12 protein-coding genes are annotated in these 16,574 nt (G+C 71.7%); 3 read left to right on the top strand and 9 right to left on the bottom strand.

Translation table 11 applies throughout. The features are described from left to right. The first annotated feature begins 30 nt into the window (after positions 1-30). Together ACQP09_RS01195 and ACQP09_RS01190 are read left to right on the top strand one after the other, a co-directional pair. Positions 31-471, top strand: a complete 441-nt coding sequence (locus tag ACQP09_RS01195; RefSeq protein WP_433395226.1) for a hypothetical protein — start codon at positions 31-33, stop codon at positions 469-471. 372 nt (positions 472-843) lie between these two features. Beyond that, positions 844-1,500: a DUF6461 domain-containing protein gene (locus ACQP09_RS01190; protein ID WP_433395224.1), complete on the top strand. Its 657-nt coding sequence runs from the start codon at positions 844-846 to the stop codon at positions 1,498-1,500. Here the strand turns inward: ACQP09_RS01190 and ACQP09_RS01185 are convergent. The 9 genes from ACQP09_RS01185 to ACQP09_RS01145 form a co-directional block, all read right to left on the bottom strand. After that, the gene (locus tag ACQP09_RS01185; protein WP_433395222.1) at positions 1,485-2,099 is read right to left on the bottom strand and encodes a TetR/AcrR family transcriptional regulator; all 615 of its coding nucleotides are present in this window, start codon (positions 2,097-2,099) and stop codon (positions 1,485-1,487) included. The two genes, ACQP09_RS01190 and ACQP09_RS01185, sit on opposite strands and share 16 nt — an antisense overlap. Positions 2,100-2,256: 157 nt before the next feature. After that, the gene (locus ACQP09_RS01180) at positions 2,257-3,858 is read right to left on the bottom strand and encodes a succinic semialdehyde dehydrogenase (protein WP_433395220.1); all 1,602 of its coding nucleotides are present in this window, start codon (positions 3,856-3,858) and stop codon (positions 2,257-2,259) included. Between the two features lie 46 nt (positions 3,859-3,904). Continuing rightward, positions 3,905-4,831 carry an acetoacetate decarboxylase family protein gene (locus tag ACQP09_RS01175; RefSeq protein WP_433395218.1) on the bottom strand — a complete coding sequence of 309 codons (927 nt, stop codon included), beginning with the start codon at positions 4,829-4,831 and terminating at the stop codon, positions 3,905-3,907. Positions 4,832-4,935: 104 nt separating this feature from the next. After that, positions 4,936-6,180 carry an NADH:flavin oxidoreductase/NADH oxidase family protein gene (locus tag ACQP09_RS01170; RefSeq protein WP_433395216.1) on the bottom strand — a complete coding sequence of 415 codons (1,245 nt, stop codon included), beginning with the start codon at positions 6,178-6,180 and terminating at the stop codon, positions 4,936-4,938. Positions 6,181-6,413: 233 nt separating this feature from the next. Continuing rightward, positions 6,414-7,310, bottom strand: coding sequence for a bile acid:sodium symporter family protein (locus ACQP09_RS01165; protein WP_433395215.1), 897 nt, complete (start codon positions 7,308-7,310; stop codon positions 6,414-6,416). A gap of 666 nt (positions 7,311-7,976) precedes the next feature. Continuing rightward, positions 7,977-8,648 (bottom strand): MSMEG_1061 family FMN-dependent PPOX-type flavoprotein, encoded by a 672-nt coding sequence (locus ACQP09_RS01160; protein ID WP_433395214.1) that lies wholly within the window; start codon positions 8,646-8,648, stop codon positions 7,977-7,979. Positions 8,649-8,747: 99 nt separating this feature from the next. Further along, complete coding sequence (melC2, locus tag ACQP09_RS01155) at positions 8,748-9,575, bottom strand: tyrosinase MelC2 (RefSeq protein WP_433395212.1); 828 nt, start codon at positions 9,573-9,575, stop codon at positions 8,748-8,750. 95 nt (positions 9,576-9,670) lie between these two features. Then, positions 9,671-10,072: an apotyrosinase chaperone MelC1 gene (gene melC1, locus ACQP09_RS01150; RefSeq protein WP_433395210.1), complete on the bottom strand. Its 402-nt coding sequence runs from the start codon at positions 10,070-10,072 to the stop codon at positions 9,671-9,673. Between the two features lie 397 nt (positions 10,073-10,469). Continuing rightward, positions 10,470-14,687: a molybdopterin-dependent oxidoreductase gene (locus tag ACQP09_RS01145; protein ID WP_433395208.1), complete on the bottom strand. Its 4,218-nt coding sequence runs from the start codon at positions 14,685-14,687 to the stop codon at positions 10,470-10,472. A gap of 713 nt (positions 14,688-15,400) precedes the next feature. Between ACQP09_RS01145 and ACQP09_RS01140 the strand changes: the two genes are divergently transcribed. Further along, the gene (locus tag ACQP09_RS01140; protein ID WP_433395206.1) at positions 15,401-16,471 is read left to right on the top strand and encodes a hypothetical protein; all 1,071 of its coding nucleotides are present in this window, start codon (positions 15,401-15,403) and stop codon (positions 16,469-16,471) included. Positions 16,472-16,574 lie beyond the last annotated feature (103 nt).

Here is a 16,574-nt window from a genome sequence, read left to right as displayed (position 1 = left end):
GGCGGCGGCCGGGGGGACTACCTTGCTCGGATGAGCCTTCTCCATGATGTGGCCGAGCGCGACGGCTGGCGATGCTGGGTGTGCGACGAACCGGTCGACCCCGACAAGTCGGTGAACGACCCGCAGGGGCCCAGCGTCGACAGTCGCACCGCCGACCGGAAGGCCAAGGTCGCCGAGCGGCTCGCGCACCGCGGCTGCAACTCCCGCAAGGGCGCGGTCAAGGTGGAAATCGCCTGGCCGGACAGCCTGTACGTGGTCGAACCCGCGCCGCTGATCACCGTTGCCTCCCGGCTGGAGCGCAAGGGGGGCCGTGAGCTGGTGGGCCGCTGTCCGAGCAGGCAGGATGCCCAGGACGCGGCGGACTGGCTCGTGGACCGGTTCTCGCGACTGGTGCCGGAGCTGCCGGTGACCGCCGATGTCCAAGCGGGAGGCGGCCAGTTCCTCGTCACCCTCACCGCCGGTCGTCGCTGACCGGAAGCCGCCGGACCGGCCGGGCGTCGGGCCGGCCCGTTGGCCCGACGGCCTGCACCGCCGAAGCCGATGTGGCCCGTGCGGCCGGTGTGTCGTCGGCGACGGTGTCCTACGTCACCGGCCGAGGCAGCGGCGTACATCGCCCGGTACAAAGCGGCGCCGCGCTCACCGCACACGGCCTCCCCGCGGAGCTGCCGCCCGGCGACCACGCGAGCCGGATGCTGACGCTGCGCCGGCTGAGTGAGGGGGGCCGCGTGGACCTCAGCTTCAGTTCCTGACCGGCGTGCCGCTGTAGAGGTCGCGCTGTACTGAACCGCGATAGGTTCTGCCCGCGAGCGCGTCATCGTGACGGGCCGGCAGGCAGGGGGCCTCATGGACCGGGGATCGGGCGAGAACGGGCTGCGCTGGATAGCGGACGCCTACGACATCAGCTTCACGCTCACGCTCGGCGAGGGGCTCTCCCCGGTCGAACTGCTGCGCCGCGTAGGTGCCGAGGAGCGTCACATCGTCCCGCTGACCCGCTCCGCGGCGTACAGCCTGCTGCTGAGGGACGAGAGCGACCACCTCAGCGACCTGGACTTCCTGGACTGGGAGGACACGGCGGCGGTCGGCCGGCTGACGAGCGGCGGCTTCCTGCCGACCCCGCCGGAGACCATCGTCCGAGCGGGCTCGGTGGCGGGCTGGGCGTACGCGCTGGAGGAGTTCGGCTGCCGTACGGACACCCGCATCGCGGAGCTGTCCGAGCGCGGGCGGGCGTTCGTGGTGCATCGCAACGCGAGGGGCTCCCACCACGTCGGCTACGCGCTCCACGGCGAGGTGGTGACGTGGTTCGAGCCGGGCCTGCCCCACCTGCTGAGCGGTGTCCCGGCGGAGGAGTCGCTCGGCTTCGTCGACGACGGCACCGAGGTGGGTGATGTGGCGTTCCTGAGGTTCCTGGAGAACCAGCTCGGCATCTACCTCCCTTACGAGGAGACGGAGGCCGAACTGCCGGCGGCGGCGTTCGGCTTCTCCGGTCAGGCTGTCGGCTGAGCGGCCGCTGCCGTACGGGACATCGCCGGAGAGGCGTTGAACAATGCGTGCACGGCCCCGTTGACCTGGGCGGTGACGACTTCGGGGGTGGAGGAGTCGAGTTTGCCGTCGAGGTGCAGGAACGCGAGGCCGTGGACGAGGGCCCAGACCGTCGTCGACAGCGCGTCCGCGTCCACGCCGGGGAAGGTGGCGGCGACGATGGTGCGGACGTACTGCGCTATGGCCGCGGTCGCGGCGACCCGTTCCTCGCTGGTCGGGTCGCACGGCTCCGCGAACATCGCCCGGAACAGGGCCGGGTGCTCCAGCGCGAACCGTACGTAGGCGACGGCGACGGCGGCGAGTTCGTCGGGCGTCGACGGCGCGGGATGGGCCTGCGCCAGGGATCCGGCGAGCTCGCGGTACCCCTCGGCCGCCACCGCCGAGACGAGCGCCTCGCGGTCGGCGTAGTGGCGGTAGGGGGCCGTCGCCGACACCCCGGCGCGCCGGGCCACCGCGCGCAGCGAGAGACCGGCGCTGCCGTCCTCCTCCAGGAGCTCGCGCGCGGCGCGGAGGCAGGCGGCGCGGAGATCACCGTGGTGGTACGTGCTGGTCCGGGCCATCGGCAGAGCTCCCTATGTTCGCCATGTCCACATCTCCTCCCTGATGTGAACGTTGTATACATCTTAGGGGATCGAGGAGGCAGAAGAAACCGGGCGGCCTGCCGGGTGGGCGGGCCGCCCGGTTTCTCGTGCTGTCCGGCCGGATTCTCCGCCGCGTTCAGCGGACTTTGGCCGTCTTGAGGACCTTGAGCGCTCCGGTCAGGAGGGCGGCCCAGGTCTCGGGGCTGATGCGGGCGGGCGGGGTGAAGCCCTGGACGCGCTGGTGGGCGATGGTCTGGGGCTCGGTGTACTTGAGGATGCCGTCGGCGCCGTGGCGTCGGCCGAGTCCGGAGTCGCCCATACCGCCCATCGGCGCGTCGACGCTTCCCCACGCGGCCGCGAAGGCCTCGTTGACGTTGACGGTTCCGGCGTGCACGCGGGCGGCGACGGCCCGGCCCCGGGCTCCGTCGCGGGACCAGACGCTGGCGTTGAGGCCGTAGGAGGTGGCGTTGGCCAGCGCGACGGCCTCGTCCTCGTCCCGGTAGGGGTAGATGGAGACGACGGGGCCGAAGGTCTCGTGGCCGTACAGCGTCATGTCCGGGGTGACGTCGGTGAGGACGGTCGGCTCGTAGAAGAGCGGGCCGAGGTCGGGCCGTGCCGTGCCGCCGGCGAGGACGGTCGCGCCCTTGGCGACGGCGTCGTCGACGTGCTCGGTGACGGTTCTGAGCTGGGCGGCGGTGGTGAGGCTGCCGACGTCCACGCTGTAGTCGTACGCGGCGCCGATCCTGAGCCTCTGCGCGCGGGCCGTGAACGCGGCGGTGAACGCGTCGCGGATGGACTCGGCGACGTACAGCCGCTCGACGGAGACGCACAGCTGTCCGGCGGACGGGAAGCAGGCGGCGACGGCGCCTTCCGCCGCCTTCTCGATGTCGGCGTCGGCGAGGACGAGCATCGGGTTCTTGCCGCCGAGTTCGAGGGAGGCGCCGATGAGGCGCCGGCCCGCCTTGGCGGCGATATCGCGGCCGCTTGCGGTGGAGCCGGTGAACATCATGTAGTCGGCGTTGTCCATCAGCGGGTCGCCGATGGAGCTGCCGCGGCCGATGACCATCTGCCAGACGTCGCGGGGGAGCCCGGCCTCGTACATGAGGTCCATGGACCACAGCGCGGTGAGGGCGGTCTGGGTGTCGGGCTTCTGGACGACGGCGTTGCCGGCCATCAGTGCGGCGACGGTGTCGCCGGCCGCCATGCTGAGCGGATAGTTCCAGGGCGAGATGACGGTGACGACGCCCTTGGGGTGCCGGAGTTCGGTGGTGTGGGTGAGCAGCGGGATCGCGCCGCGGCGGCGCCGGGGGCTGAGGTGTTTGGCGGCGTTGCGGGCGTAATACCGCGAGACGATGCCGATGTCGACGACTTCCAGGAAGGCGTCGCGGCGGGTCTTGCCGTTCTCGGCCTGCATCAGGTCCAGCGCCTCGTCCTGACGGGCCAGAACCAGGTCGTGGTAGCGGAGCAGGATCCTCCTGCGCTCGCCCAGGGGCGTGGCGGCCCACGCCTTCTGCGCGATCCGGGCCCGGGCGAACGCGGCCTCGACCTCGTCGGGCGTCGAGACCGGGAGGTCGGCCAGCGGGACGCCGGTGTACGGGGCGCTGATGGTGACCCGGGCGGCGTCCGGCGCGGCGGAGACCTGCGCGGTCAGCCGCCTGAGGAGGGCCGGGGTGATGGACGCGGGAAGCGCGGCGGCGGAGGGGGAGGTGGTGGGCCGGGTGGCGTGGTCGGTGGCCATGGCGGGGCTCCTTGGTTGCTGGGTCCGGTACGTGATCCGGGGGCGGTTACTCGCTCCGGCGCGGGACCGAGGTGGGGACCGGCATGTGCAGGGCGAGCTGGCCCTCGGTCATCACGTCGAACTGGACGGTCCGCTTCGGCCTGAGCGAGCGCAGATCGTCCGCCATGCGGCCCTCGCCGACCTGAAGGCCGATGCCGCTCCTGCCGCGCGTCGTACCGGCGTTGAGCACGTTGGTCTGGCTGAGGGTGGAGTGCCAGGCGCCGGCGATCGACGTGTACGAGGTGAGGGAGGAGACGCGCTCACCGCTGGGGTACGCGGTCTGCTTCGGCGTAGCGGCCGACAGTGCCAGGTCGATCCCGCCGGCGTCGTTGGCCACGCGGGCGGTCGTCCGCTGGAGGTCGATGCCGACGTCGAGGCCGGTGACCCACTTCGGGAAGCCGTAGCCGTCGTGGCCGCGGACCTGGGCGATCTCCGTACTCACGGGCAGCGACAGCACATAGGAGTCCAGGTGCTCGTTCTTCAGGCCGGAGACGAGGTCGAAGAAGCCGAGCTTCCCGTGGCGGGCCGGCTTCACGGCGATGCCGACGGCGGCCTCCGTGTAGAAGTCGATGTCGCACACCTCGTACCGGAAGAACATCACCGAGATCAGCCCGAGGCCGGGCGTGAGCTCCAGAGGTGCCAGCTCCTCGGGCAGCCGGGCGCGGATGGCGCGGGACGGCGCGAGCATGGTCAGCCGGGCGGTGGAGACCTTGTAGTAGAAGTTCGGGGTGAGCGTGGGGCCGATGGGGGAGTCGACCTTGATCTTGGGCAGCTGCCGGAAGAAGTCCACGCCGCTTACGCGCGGGTCGCGGGCGATCGCGTCGAGGTCGGGGGCCATCCGGTACCGGTCGTAGAGACCGCCCCTGGGGACGGTGACCTCGCGGCCTCCGAGGTCGACCTTGACGGTCGCGTCGTCCTTCTGCGCGGAAGACATGGGGTGTTCTCCTTCCATGTTGGCGATGTATACATGACGGCAGAGTGCGGTGCTGTGCTGTCAGCAAGGGGGTCCCTGCTGCTCGTTCAGGGGCCCGGCGTCGCTCAGGCCGCGCTGCGGGGCGCCGCCAGCCAAGATCGGTAGCGGCGCAGTGCGGTGCGCTGCCTGCGCTGTTCGGAGACCAGCGCGATCGCCGGATGCGTACCGGGCCTGGGGCTGCTGCCCCGGGCGAGGCGGCGCATCTGGTGGCGGACCTGGGCCATGCTCGCGGCGGAGGCGAGGGCCTTGTCCGACCAGGTCACCGGCCGCATCTGCCGGTCGGCCTCGCCGCCCCGCTGCCAGCGGTGGGGCAGGTCAGGGGTGACGGCGAGGGCGGTGCCCATGCCGACGACCGCCACGCCGCTGTCGAGAACCCGCTCGGCGGTCCGGCGCCTGGTGATGCCGCCGGTGAGCATCAGGGGGAGCGGGCTGGTCTTCACCAGGTCCTCGGCCAGGTCCAGGAAGTACGCCTCGCGCGCCTGGGTCCGGGTGTCGGTGGAACGGCCGGTCATCGCCGGGCTCTCGTAGCTGCCGCCGGAGAGCTCGACCAGGTCGACGCCGAGCGGTTCGAGCATCTCGATGACCTGGCGGGCGTCGTCGGCGTCGAACCCGCCGCGCTGGAAGTCGGCGGAGTTGAGCTTCACCGCGACCGCGAACGACGGGGAGACGGCGGCCCGTACGGCGGCGACGATGTCGAGCAGCATCCGGGCGCGGTTCTCCAGCGGCCCGCCCCATCGGTCCGAGCGCTTGTTGACCAGCGGCGAGAGGAACTGCGACAGCAGGTAGCCGTGCGCGGCATGGATCTCGACCCCGGCGAAGCCGGCTTCCTCGGCCCGGCGCGCGGTCACCGCGTACCGGGCCACGGTCTCCTCGATCTGCCGCGCGCTCACGGCGGTGGGCCGGCCGAACCGGCTGCTGTGCCTGCCGAGGTCGACGCCGATGTCGGACGGGCCCCAGACGACGCCGGGCATGCCGGAGGCGACCTGGCGGCCGGGGTGGTTGATCTGCATCCATATCGCGCCGCCGCCGGACTTGCCGGCCTCGGCCCACTCGGTGAACGGCTGGAGCGGCGCGTTCTCGTCGAGTACGACACCGGCGGGGCCGGTCAGTGCCTCGGCGTGGACCATGACGTTGCCGGTGATCAGCAGTCCGGTGCCACCGGCCGCCCAGCGCCGGTACAGCGTGAACAGCTGGTCGTCGGGCAGCTGGCCCGCGCCGGCCATGTTCTCCTCCATGGCCGCCTTCGCGATCCGGTTCGTCAGTACCTGTCCGGAGCGCAGGTGCAGTGGTGAGAACAGTTCGCTGGTCATTCGGATTCTCTTCCCTCTTGATCGCCTACGATGTGTACACCACTCACATTAGCTGATGGATGTAATCACCGTAAACATTGAGTGGTGTGGGCTGCGGCACGCCGTGAGGAGAGGAGGCGCCATGAAGGCCGTATCGATCAGGGCGGGCGCGCCCGGCGGGCCTCCGCTCCGGGCCGCGCCCCTTCGCTCCGGGCCTCGCCCCTCGGGTCAGCCCAGGGGTCGCACCCCTCGGGTCAGCCCACCGGTGCGGCCTCTTCCGTGGCGCTCGCCGGGCTGCCGAGGCGGGTCATCAGCAGCCCGGCGAGCGCCGCGACGGGATAGGCGAGTACGCCGTAGACGGCGGCGGGCACCGCCAGGCCGACGCTGCCGAGAACGCTGATCGCCAGCGTCATGGCGACCGCGCTGTTGTGCACGCCGATCTCCATGGAACAGGCGATCGCCTGCCGTTTGCCGACGCGCGCCCAGCGCGGTACGAAGTACCCCGTGGCCAGGCTCAGCACACAGAAGAGAAGGGCCACCGGCCCCGCGTCCACGAGGTAGCCGGCGATGTTGCTCCGCTCGGCCGCCACGGCACCGGCGATCACCGCGACCAGGACGACGACCGACAGATGGCGCACCGGACGGTCCATGCGCCGCGCGAACGCCTCCGACCGGCTGCGCACGATCAGCCCGATCACCACCGGCACGAGCACCAGCGCGAAGACCTGGAGCACCTTGCCGAACTGCAGCCCCAGGCCGTCCTGCCCGATGCCCGGCTCGAAGTGGAGCAGGGCGAGGTTGGTGATGATCGGCAGCGTCACGATGGCCACCACCGCGTTGATCGCCGTGAGCGTGACGTTCAGTGCCACATCGCCGCCGAAGAGGTGGCTGAAGAGGTTGGCCGTCGTCCCGCCGGGAGAGGCCGCGAGCAGCATCATGCCCACGGCGAGTACGGGGGAGAGGTCGAAGGCGATGACCAGGCCGAAGCACACGGCGGGGAGGAGCAGCGCCTGGCAGGGCAGCGCCACGACGACGGCGCGTGGGTGCCGCCGCACCCGGCGGAAGTCGTCGGCGGTCAGGGACAGGCCCAGTCCGAACATGATGACGGCGAGAGCGAGCGGGAGCAGAACGGTGGCGAGGGGAGAGTCCATGTGCGGCTGTGTCTCCTGGGTGGGGTGGGAGGGGATGCGGGGGTGGGCCGCAACTCCGAGACTCCGGTGCCGGGTTGCGCGGCTGCACGGTCACGCCGGAGGTGTCCACCTGAAAGTAGCGCCCGATGTGTGCACCGTCAACACTTCGGTGTGTGCGCTGATCCGGCCCGGCAGTCCGGCCCGGCAGTCCGGCCCGGTGAGGCTTCCCGGTGGTCTCTGCGGCCCGGCCGCTTCGGCGCTCGCGCGGATGGCATGACGTCCGAAAGGGCGGTGCGCTCCTGTCCCGCGCTTTATGCTGCTGCGGCATAGGAACGACTACGAGCGTGCGCTCTCCCACCGGGACGAGTTCGACCGTACCGGCGACATCGCCCAACTGGCGCTGGCCGTCGACCTGTTACGTACCACCTACGCCACCGCATCCCCGGCCGACCGCTACACCCGCGGCGGCAACCTCGGGCTCGCGCTGAGCTGTCTCTACGACCGGAGCTACGACCTCGGCGTCCTGCGTGAGTCGATCGACGTGCTCCGAGGCGGCCTGCGTGCGGGGTCGGCGGCCGACGGCTACGCGTACAACCTCGCGCTCGCCCTGCGGAAGTACGCGGCGGAGAAGGACGACCTCGCGGCTCTCGACGAGTCGATCGCCTGGCTGCGCCGGGCCGCCGCCCGTTACTCGTACCGGTACTTCAGCGACTCGGCCTCCACTCGCTCGATGTCGGCGATCGTCAGCTCCGGCATCCGCAGTTGGGCCAGCGTCACCTCGGCCGAGGTCGGCTGGGCGTCCGCCGGCAGCCACTGCTCCGGCTTCCAGGCGCCGCTGCGCAGAAGCGACTTGGGGCAGTGCGGGTAGACCTCCTCGATGCCCACCACCAGCGCACTGGTCGGCGGCTTGCCTACGGCGGTCAGCTGCGACAGCAGCTCCGGCCGGGTGGAGACGCAGGCCCGGCCGTTCACCCTGAGCGTCGTGGTGCGCCCCGGGACGAAGAACAGCAGCCCGGCCCGTCCGGTGGCGATGACGTTCTGCAGGGTGTCCAGCCGCTTGTTGCCGGTCGCGTCCGGTATTGCCACCGTCCGTGTGTCCAGGACCGAGACGAACCCGGCGGGGCCGCCGCGTGGAGAGACGTCACAGTTGCCCTCGGCGTCCGCGCTGGCGACCAGGACCAGCGAGGAGCAGCCGATCAACCGACGTGTCTGTTCGGTGAGTTCGGTCATCTGCTTGCGTACGGCCGCGGCGCTCGGGAGTTCGTAGGCCCGGCGCAGCGCCTCCTGGTCGGCCATGGCGTCGCGGCGCAGCGAGTCGAAGGCGCTGCCGTCAAGGGCGCCGTCAAGGGTCGATGTCATGCACCCGACCCTAACGGGCCGACCTGCGGCGGGCCTCCGGTGCTCGTCGGCGTGACGGCGTACGGATCCCCGCAGGCCGGCCCGGAGCCCGCCGCCGCGCTACGCCATGGTGTCGAAGGTGTAGTGCGCCGTGTGATCCATCATGTCGGCAGGTGTCACGTCGTTCCACGGCCGCATGACGTCGTCGACGCTCACGACGTTCCTCGTCCGCGCGGCCGGCAGGTAGGCGGAGTTGGGGTGGCGTGCCTGCCACTGCGCCCAGAGCCGGTCGATGAACGCGTGGTGCAGCCAGAAGACCGGGTCGTTGGGCGAGGCGCCGGTGGCCATCTGGCCCCCGACCCACACGTGCACCCGGTTGTGGAGATTGACGCCGCGCCAGCCTTCGAGGTGGTTGCGGAACCCGTCCGAGGCGCTGTTCCACGGCGCGGAGTCGTAGGTGGGCATGGCGAGGACCGCGTCGACCTCCGAACGGGTCGGCAACTGCGGAACGCCGGACCCGAGCGCGCGGCGGAGGAAGCCGCGCCCGTCGACCGTCACCGTGACCGGCCATCTGCCGCCGCTCACCGCGAACGGCCCCTCGGCGACCTGCCCGTCCCTGGCGCGTCCGGTGCCTCCGAGGAAGTCGGGTGCCCACAGCGAGGCCGTGACGGTACGGTCCACCGTCCAGTCCCAGTAAGGCAGTGTGACGGACGGGTCGACGGCCTGGAGCGCCTGCTCGAACTGTATGAGGAATCTGCGGTGCCAGGGCAGGAAGGACGGCGACCGGTGACCCACCCGGTCACCGTTGTCGGTGTCGCTCATGATGAAGGCGTTGTGCGTGGTCACGAAGGTGTCGTACCGGCCGGTGCGCTTCAGCTCCAGCAGCGCGTCGACGAAGCGCCGCTTCTCGGCGGCGGTCAGGCTCGCCTGGTTCTTGCGTACGGTCATGAGATTGCTCCCGGGTTCGGAAAACGTTCAGCGGAATGACGCGGATGGGCCGGTCGGGCCGGTCGGGCCGGCGCGACGGCCGGGCCGACGGGCGGTCAGACCAGAGGTACGAGGTCGGAGCCCTGGAGCTCGATCACGGCGGCCCGGGCCACCGCGCGCGGGGTGGCGAACGTCTCGTAGTGGTTGATGACGCTGACCCACGTGCTGTCCGCGTTCCGCATCACATGCAGATCCTCGCCGTCGACCCGCACGGTGTAGCCGCCGTGGTGCCCGCCGTCGTGCGCCGGCGCGCCTTCGATGAGGCGCCCCCGGGAGGTCTCGCGGAACGGCTGCGGGCCTTTGTGCCCCGCGTGCCCCCCGTGCCCCTCGTGATGGTTCGTGTCCGCGGTCCGGTGATCGGACGACGCCCCTGCCGTCCGCGCGAAGCCGGTCAGAACGAGGCCGGTCAGAGCGGTCGCGGCAGCCCCGAGGGCGCGACGACGGGTGAGTTGAGACATGGGAAAAGACCCCCAGGTACGGCGACAGGTGAACGGGGATCGAAGGCAGGCACCCTCGATGACCCCACGAATGACGGCATGTCACGGCCGGTGCCGCCCGACTCGGTCAGGGTCGGAGCGTCCGGCATACCGTTCTGGAATATGCCTACAGCCCCCTGCGCGGGAGCGAGTAGTCGCGGTGGGGCGGTTGGCCGCCATACGGACAAGGTGAAGTCGGCGGTGCAGGGTTCAACCAAGTTGATCTTGCTGTTCAGGTGACGAAACGGGACCATGGCAGGAACTTTTGAAGAGGAAGCCTCAGGCTCATGAAGAATTTCCTGCCAAACGTCGAAAGGCGTGGCCCCACTCACATCCCGAAGCTGTCCGGAAACCCCCGGCGTACGGGGGAGCGCGCCGGTCAGTAGACGTCGCGGACGTAACGCCTCTCCGACGCCAGGCGCCTCACGTACGCGGACGCCTCCTCGGCGTCCAGGCCGCCGTGGGTGGTGGCGATGTCCTTGAGGGCTCGGTCGACGTCCTTGGCCATACGGGAGGCATCACCGCAGACGTAGAAGTGGGCGCCGTCCTGGAGCCACTGCCACAGGCGGGAGCCGTGTTCGAGCATGCGGTCCTGGACGTAGACCTTGTTGCGCTGGTCGCGGGAGAAGGCGAGGTCGAGCCGGTCGAGGTGGCCGGACGCCCGGTACGCCTCCAGCTCCTCGCGGTAGTAGAAGTCGGTGGCCTGGCGCTGCTCGCCGAAGAAGAGCCAGTTGGGCCCGGTGTGGCCGCGGGCCCGGCGGTCCTCCAGGAAGCCGACGAAGGGGGCCACGCCGGTGCCGGGGCCGACCATGATCATGGGGGTCGCGGGGTCGGCGGGCGGGCGGAAGTGCGGTGAGCGCTGGACGAAGACCTGGACCGGGCCGTCGTCGGCGTGGTCGGCGAGGTAGGCGGAGCAGACGCCCGTGCGGTCCCGGCCGAGTTCGTTGGTGTAGCGGACGACGGAGACCGTGAGGCGGACCTCGCCGGGGTGGGCGAGCGGGCTGGAGGAGATGGAGTACAGGCGTGGCTGGAGGCGCTTGAGGACGCTCGCCCACTCCGCCGCCGACGTACGGATCGGATACGCGGCGACGACGTCGGCCGCCTGGCGGCCCCAACTCCATTTCGCGAGCGCGTCCTTGTTGTCGGAGCGCAGCAGCCGCTTCAGGTCGTGGCTGCCGGTCCGTTCGGCCGCCAGCCTGAGCAGGTCGGGAGAGATGCGGGCGATGTCCAGGCGGGTGCGGAGCGCCTCCTCGAAGGGGAGGGAGGAGCCGCCGCCCAGGTCGACGGGCTCGTCGGGGTCCAGTCCGGTCAGCGCGAGCCATTCGGCGACGAGCGGAGCGCCGTTGGCCGGCCACACGCCGAGAGCGTCGCCTGCCTCGTAGGCGAGTTCGCCGCCCCGAGTGTCGAACGCGAACTGACGGACCTCCTTCTGCGAACCCGGCAGGCTCAGCAGCCTGTTGCCGACGAGGAGCGTGGCGAACGGGGACGCCTTGGTGTGATCGGCCGGTACGGAAGCGGGGGCCGCGGCCGGGACGTCCCGTACGGAAGCGGGGGCCGCGGCCGGGACGTCCCGTACGGCCGCGGCTGCGCCGGCAGCCCCGCGCCCCTGGTCCTCGGCCGCCGCCAGCGCCGCGACGACCTGACCGAGCCACTGCTCCGCCGGCTCCTCGAAGTCGGGCTCGCAGTCGGTACGGGGGACGAGGCGGGTGGCGCCGAGGGCGGCGAGGCGTTCGTCGAGACGGCGGCCGTGGCCGCAGAAGTCGTCGTAGGCCGAGTCCCCGAAGGCGAGAACCGCGTACCGGACGCCCTCCATCCGCCCGGCGTCCGGCGCCGACAGCATCCGCCAGAAGTCGGCGCCGCCGTCCGGTGCCTCGCCGTCCCCGAAGGTGCTGGTGACGAGGAGCACGTCGGTGTCGGTGCCGAGGCCGTCCGGGGACACGTCGGCCATGGGCAGCAGCTCGGGGGCGTGGCCCGCCCCGGTCAGGCGAGCGGCGGCGCCCCCGGCGAACTCCTCAGCGGTGCCGGTCTGGGACGCCCACAGGATGAGCAGGCGCCGGGTCGGCACGGCCGTCGCGCCGGTCGGCGGCGGCACCGGGGCGGGCGCGGCGGGCGCCTCCGTACGGGAGAACATCCCGGCCAGGACGCCGTCCACCCACAGGGCGTGACCCGGGTCGAAGGGTGCGTCCGGCGGCAGCACGGGTACGCGCCCGTCGGGCGGGGCCATGGCGAGACCGGAGAGATAGCCGGAGAGGTAGCGGCGCTCCGGTTCGGCCAGCGGTACGGGAGCGAGACCGGCGACCCCGAAGAGAGCGGCGAGCGCCTGCACGGGCGAGTCGTCGTCACCCGCTGCCACCGCCACGGGTGCCGGAACGGCCTCCGGCCGCGGGCTCGCCTGCGGGGCCGGCACCGGAGCGGCCGTCCGGGCCAGGGTGACGGCGCAGACCTTGAACTCGGGCTGGAAGGAGGCCGGGTCGACGGCGTCGTTGGTGACGGCGTTGATGCTGAGGTACTCGCCGAACAGGTCGTTCCAGTGGAACGGGGCGAAGCAGGTGCCCGGCCGGACCCGGTCGGTGACCACGACCGGCAGCACGGCCCTGCCACGCCGGGAGGCGACCTCCAGGTGATCGCCCCCGCCGACGCCGAAAGCCTCGGCGTCCTCGGGGTTCACCTCGACGAACGGGCCCGGATCGAGCTTGGTCAGCTTCGCGACCTTGCCGGTCTTGGTCATCGTGTGCCACTGGTGCTGGAGCCGACCGGTGTTGAGGACGAACGGGTAGTCGTCATCGGGAAGTTCGGCCGCCGGCAGGTGGGGGCGGGCGAAGAACCGCGCCCGTCCGCTCGCGGTGGGGAAGGCCAGGCGGGGCCGGGTGCCGTCCGCGCGCTCCAGGAGGGTCTGGCTGGTGCCGTCGTTGAGGTAGCGGACCGGGTTGCGTTCCGGGCCGTCGGCTGTGGGCGCCGGCCACTGCACGGGCGTGGTGCGCAGCCGCTCGTAGCTCACACCGCGCACATCCCACCCGGTCTTCGGGTTCCACGCCTGCTTGAGCTCCTCGAACACCTCCTCGGAGGAGCCGTACGTGAACGCCTCGGCGAACCCCATCTCACAGGCGACCCGGGCGATCAGCCGCCAGTCCGGCAGCGCCTGACCCGGAGGGTCGACGACGCCCTGGACGAGGGTCAGGTTCCGCTCGGAGTTGACCATGACGCCGTCGGACTCGGCCCACAGCGTGGCGGGCAGCACGACATCGGCGTACGCGTTGGTCTCGGTCTCGGCGAACACGTCCTGGGTGATGACGAGTTCGGCCGCCTCCAGACCGGCGACCACGGTCCGGCGGTTGGCGACCGAGGCGACGGGGTTGGTGCAGATGATCCAGCACGCCTTGATGTCCCCGGCGGCCATCTGCTCGAACATCTCGACCGTGCCCCGTCCGACGTCGGTCCGCAGCGAGCCCTCGGGTATGTCCCACAGGTTCTCGATGAAGGCACGTTCGGCCTCGACCAGCACCGATCGCTGGCCGGGCAGACCGGGGCCCATGTAGCCCATCTCCCGGCCGCCCATCGCGTTCGGCTGGCCGGTCAGCGAGAACGGACCCGAACCCGGGCGGCAGATGGCACCGGTGGCGAGGTGCAGGTTGACCAGGGCGTTGGTGTTCCAGGTGCCGTGCGTGGACTGGTTGAGGCCCATGGTCCAGCAGCTCATCCACTCACCGGCCTCGCCGATCCACCGCGCCGCCTGCCGGATGTCGGTCTCCGGAATCCCGGTGATCTCCGCGACCTTCGCCGGCGGGTAGTCCGCGAGGAAGGCCGGCATCTCCTCCCAGCCCTCGGTGAACTCGGCGATGAACGTCTCGTCGGTGTGGCCGTCGGCGACGAGGAGGCGCAGGAGGCCATTGAGGAGGGCGAGGTCGGTACCGGGTTTGATCTGCAGGAAGAGGTCGGCCTTGTCGGCGGTGGCGTTACGGCGCGGATCGACGACGATCAGCCGGGCCCCGGCCGACTTGACCCGGTCCATCATGCGCAGGAAGAGGATCGGGTGGCAGTCGGCCATGTTGGCGCCGATGACGAAGAACGCCTCCGCGCGGTCGAAGTCCTGGTACGAGCCGGGCGGGCCGTCCGCACCCAGCGACAGCGTGTATCCGGTCCCCGCACTGGCCATGCAGAGCCGGGAGTTCGACTCGATCCGGTTGGTCCGGACGAACCCCTTGGCCAGCTTGTTCGCCAGGTACTGCGCCTCCAGCGACATCTGCCCGGACACATAGAAGGAGAGCGCGTCCGGGCCGTGCTCGTCCAGGAGCGCCCGCAGCCGGCCGGCCACCGCCGTGATCGCCTCGTCCACGCCGGTCCGCGCGGGCTCGGCGCCGCGCTCCTCCCGTACCAGCGCCTCCGACAGGCGACCGGGCGCGGCCATCATGTCCGCGCTCGTCGCGCCCTTGGTGCAGAGGCGGCCGAAGTTGCTCGGGTGCTCCTTGTCGCCGGAGGCCTTGGCCGCGCGCCGGCGGCCGTCGGCCGGATCCCGCGTGAGGTCGAGCACGATGCCGCAGCCGACCCCGCAGTACGAACAGACCGTACGCACGCTGTCCTTCTTCGCACCAGCCGGCACCGAACCTCCACTTTCCGCCCCGCGCGGTCCGCAGCGGGCAGGCCTACCACCAGCACCGTAGGAAGGCCGGGTTTCCACCCCGTCACGCTCCGGGAACACCTGCGATTACGCCTCACGCACACCTCCCGGCACCGGCGTGTGAGAAGAGGGCCGAAAGGAGACCCCTGGTCGCGGCCGCAGCGAGACAGTCCGGCCAAGGCCGGGTCGGGGACCATCAGGGGGAGGGGCCGACCTGCTGGAGGTCGTGGCGCTCAGCGCGCTCACCACGTTTCTCACCGCGGCGGGGAACGGCGCGGGCGGAGAGCTGGGCAAGCAACTGCTCCTGTCGACGGGGGCGCTGGTGGGCCGGACGCTGGGGCGCGAGACACCGCTGCCGGCCGGCAGCGACGGGCTGGAGGCACTGGCGAGCCAGGTGCACGCCCGCATCGGCGGGCGACCCGTCCCACCGCCGGAAGGCCGCGCTGCGCACAACTCTCCGGGCCTCCGGGCATCGGGACCACCGCCGTCGCCCTCCACGTGGGCGCGCTCCTCCATACCCGGTTCCCCGACGGGCAGTTCTCCGAGGACCTCCGCGACGCCGCCGGTGAGAACGGCCCGGAACCGGCCGCGGTCCTCCACCGCCTCCTGCGCGAGATGGCCGTCGAGCACGACCGGATTCCACCGACGGCGGCGGCCAGGGAACGGCTCTACCGGCGCCTCACCGCCGGCGGAGGGTGCTGTTCGTCATCGACCACGCCTCGTCGGTCGCCCAGGTCCGCGGCCTCATCCCGTCCACGCCGGGCGTCTTCCTGCTGGTCGTGGTCTCCGGCCGGCCCTTCACCCTGGACGCGCTCCCCGTCGCCGTACCACCGATGAGCGACCGCCACGCGCTGAAGATGCTGCGGAAGGTGGCCGGCCGCGAGCAGATCGCGCGGGTCAAACAGCGGCTGCCGGCCCTGCTGGACCGCTGCGCCGGCAACGCCTTCGCCCTCAGGACCGCCGCGCTCCGCCTGCTGACCGACGGAGCCGCGCCTTTCGACCCGACGGCAGACCCGACGGCAGACCCGACGGTAGACCCGTCGGGTGACCATCCGGTACGGGAGGCGACGCGGGCCGCCTGCGCCAGGCTCCGGCCGCAGACGGCACGGCTCTGCCGCCTCACCGCGCTGGGCGGCTGGCCGTCGGTCGACGCCCGCCTCGCCGCGGCCGCCGCGGGCATCGAGCCCGCCGAGGCAGCGGCGATGCTCGCCGAGGCCGTGGACGTCCAGCTGCTGGAGCCGCTGCCGGACGGCCGCCACCGCTTCCGTCCCGAGATCCGCCGCTACCTGGCGGACACGCCAGGCCCGGAGCACGGCATCGCCGCGTGCTCGGCGGCCGTGACCCGCGTACTCGACGACCTGCTGAACCGGGTCCTCCATGCCGCGCACGCCGCGCTGCCGCAGAGCTGGCGCACCGAACCGGCACCGGAGAGCGGAACGGCCTGCCGCGACGAGGCGGAGGGCGTGGCCGTGCCGGCGGCGGAGGTACGCAACGTCGTCCGGGCCGTCTCGGTGGCCGAGGAGTACCAGCACATCGACACCGCGCTACGGCTGGCCCGGGTCCTGTGGCCGCTCCAGCTGAAGGCCGGCTACTGGGACGAGGTTCTGCCCGCCCTCCGGTTCGCCCACCGGTCGGAGCCCTCCCCGACCGGTACGCGGATCGGCCGGCGTCCAGCCGGCCCCATGTGTCACTTCCTGAACGGCCGTGGTGTCATCGCGTCATCACCTCAGCCGGGCGGTGCGGCGGCCGATCTGGTCGTGTCCTGAAGTCGCTGTCTCCGTTCTGCCAGGCGGCGTCCGCGATCACCCTTGCGCCTGCGACGGTGGCCCGGACGGCTGTGGCGGAAGTGTCTACATTGAACATGCAGAC

It is taken from the genome of Streptomyces sp. CA-146814 (assembly GCF_050942385.1).
In the GTDB taxonomy this organism is placed as follows: domain Bacteria; phylum Actinomycetota; class Actinomycetes; order Streptomycetales; family Streptomycetaceae; genus Streptomyces.
The sequence above is the reverse complement of the archived record's forward strand: the minus strand, read 5'-3'. Positions and strand labels throughout refer to the sequence as shown.

Bases quoted from the DNA above. Each gene is read 5' to 3' on its own strand.
- melC1 (WP_433395210.1), bottom strand. From the start codon at position 10,072: ATGTCTCAACTCACCCGTCGTCGCGCCCTCGGGGCTGCCGCGACCGCT.
- ACQP09_RS01175 (WP_433395218.1), bottom strand. From the start codon at position 4,831: ATGTCTTCCGCGCAGAAGGACGACGCGACCGTCAAGGTCGACCTCGGA.
- ACQP09_RS01160 (WP_433395214.1), bottom strand. From the start codon at position 8,648: ATGACATCGACCCTTGACGGCGCCCTTGACGGCAGCGCCTTCGACTCG.
- ACQP09_RS01190 (WP_433395224.1), top strand. From the start codon at position 844: ATGGACCGGGGATCGGGCGAGAACGGGCTGCGCTGGATAGCGGACGCC.
- ACQP09_RS01185 (WP_433395222.1), bottom strand. From the start codon at position 2,099: ATGGCCCGGACCAGCACGTACCACCACGGTGATCTCCGCGCCGCCTGC.
- melC2 (WP_433395212.1), bottom strand. From the start codon at position 9,575: ATGACCGTACGCAAGAACCAGGCGAGCCTGACCGCCGCCGAGAAGCGG.
- ACQP09_RS01165 (WP_433395215.1), bottom strand. From the start codon at position 7,310: ATGGACTCTCCCCTCGCCACCGTTCTGCTCCCGCTCGCTCTCGCCGTC.
- ACQP09_RS01170 (WP_433395216.1), bottom strand. From the start codon at position 6,180: ATGACCAGCGAACTGTTCTCACCACTGCACCTGCGCTCCGGACAGGTA.
- ACQP09_RS01195 (WP_433395226.1), top strand. From the start codon at position 31: ATGAGCCTTCTCCATGATGTGGCCGAGCGCGACGGCTGGCGATGCTGG.
- ACQP09_RS01180 (WP_433395220.1), bottom strand. From the start codon at position 3,858: ATGGCCACCGACCACGCCACCCGGCCCACCACCTCCCCCTCCGCCGCC.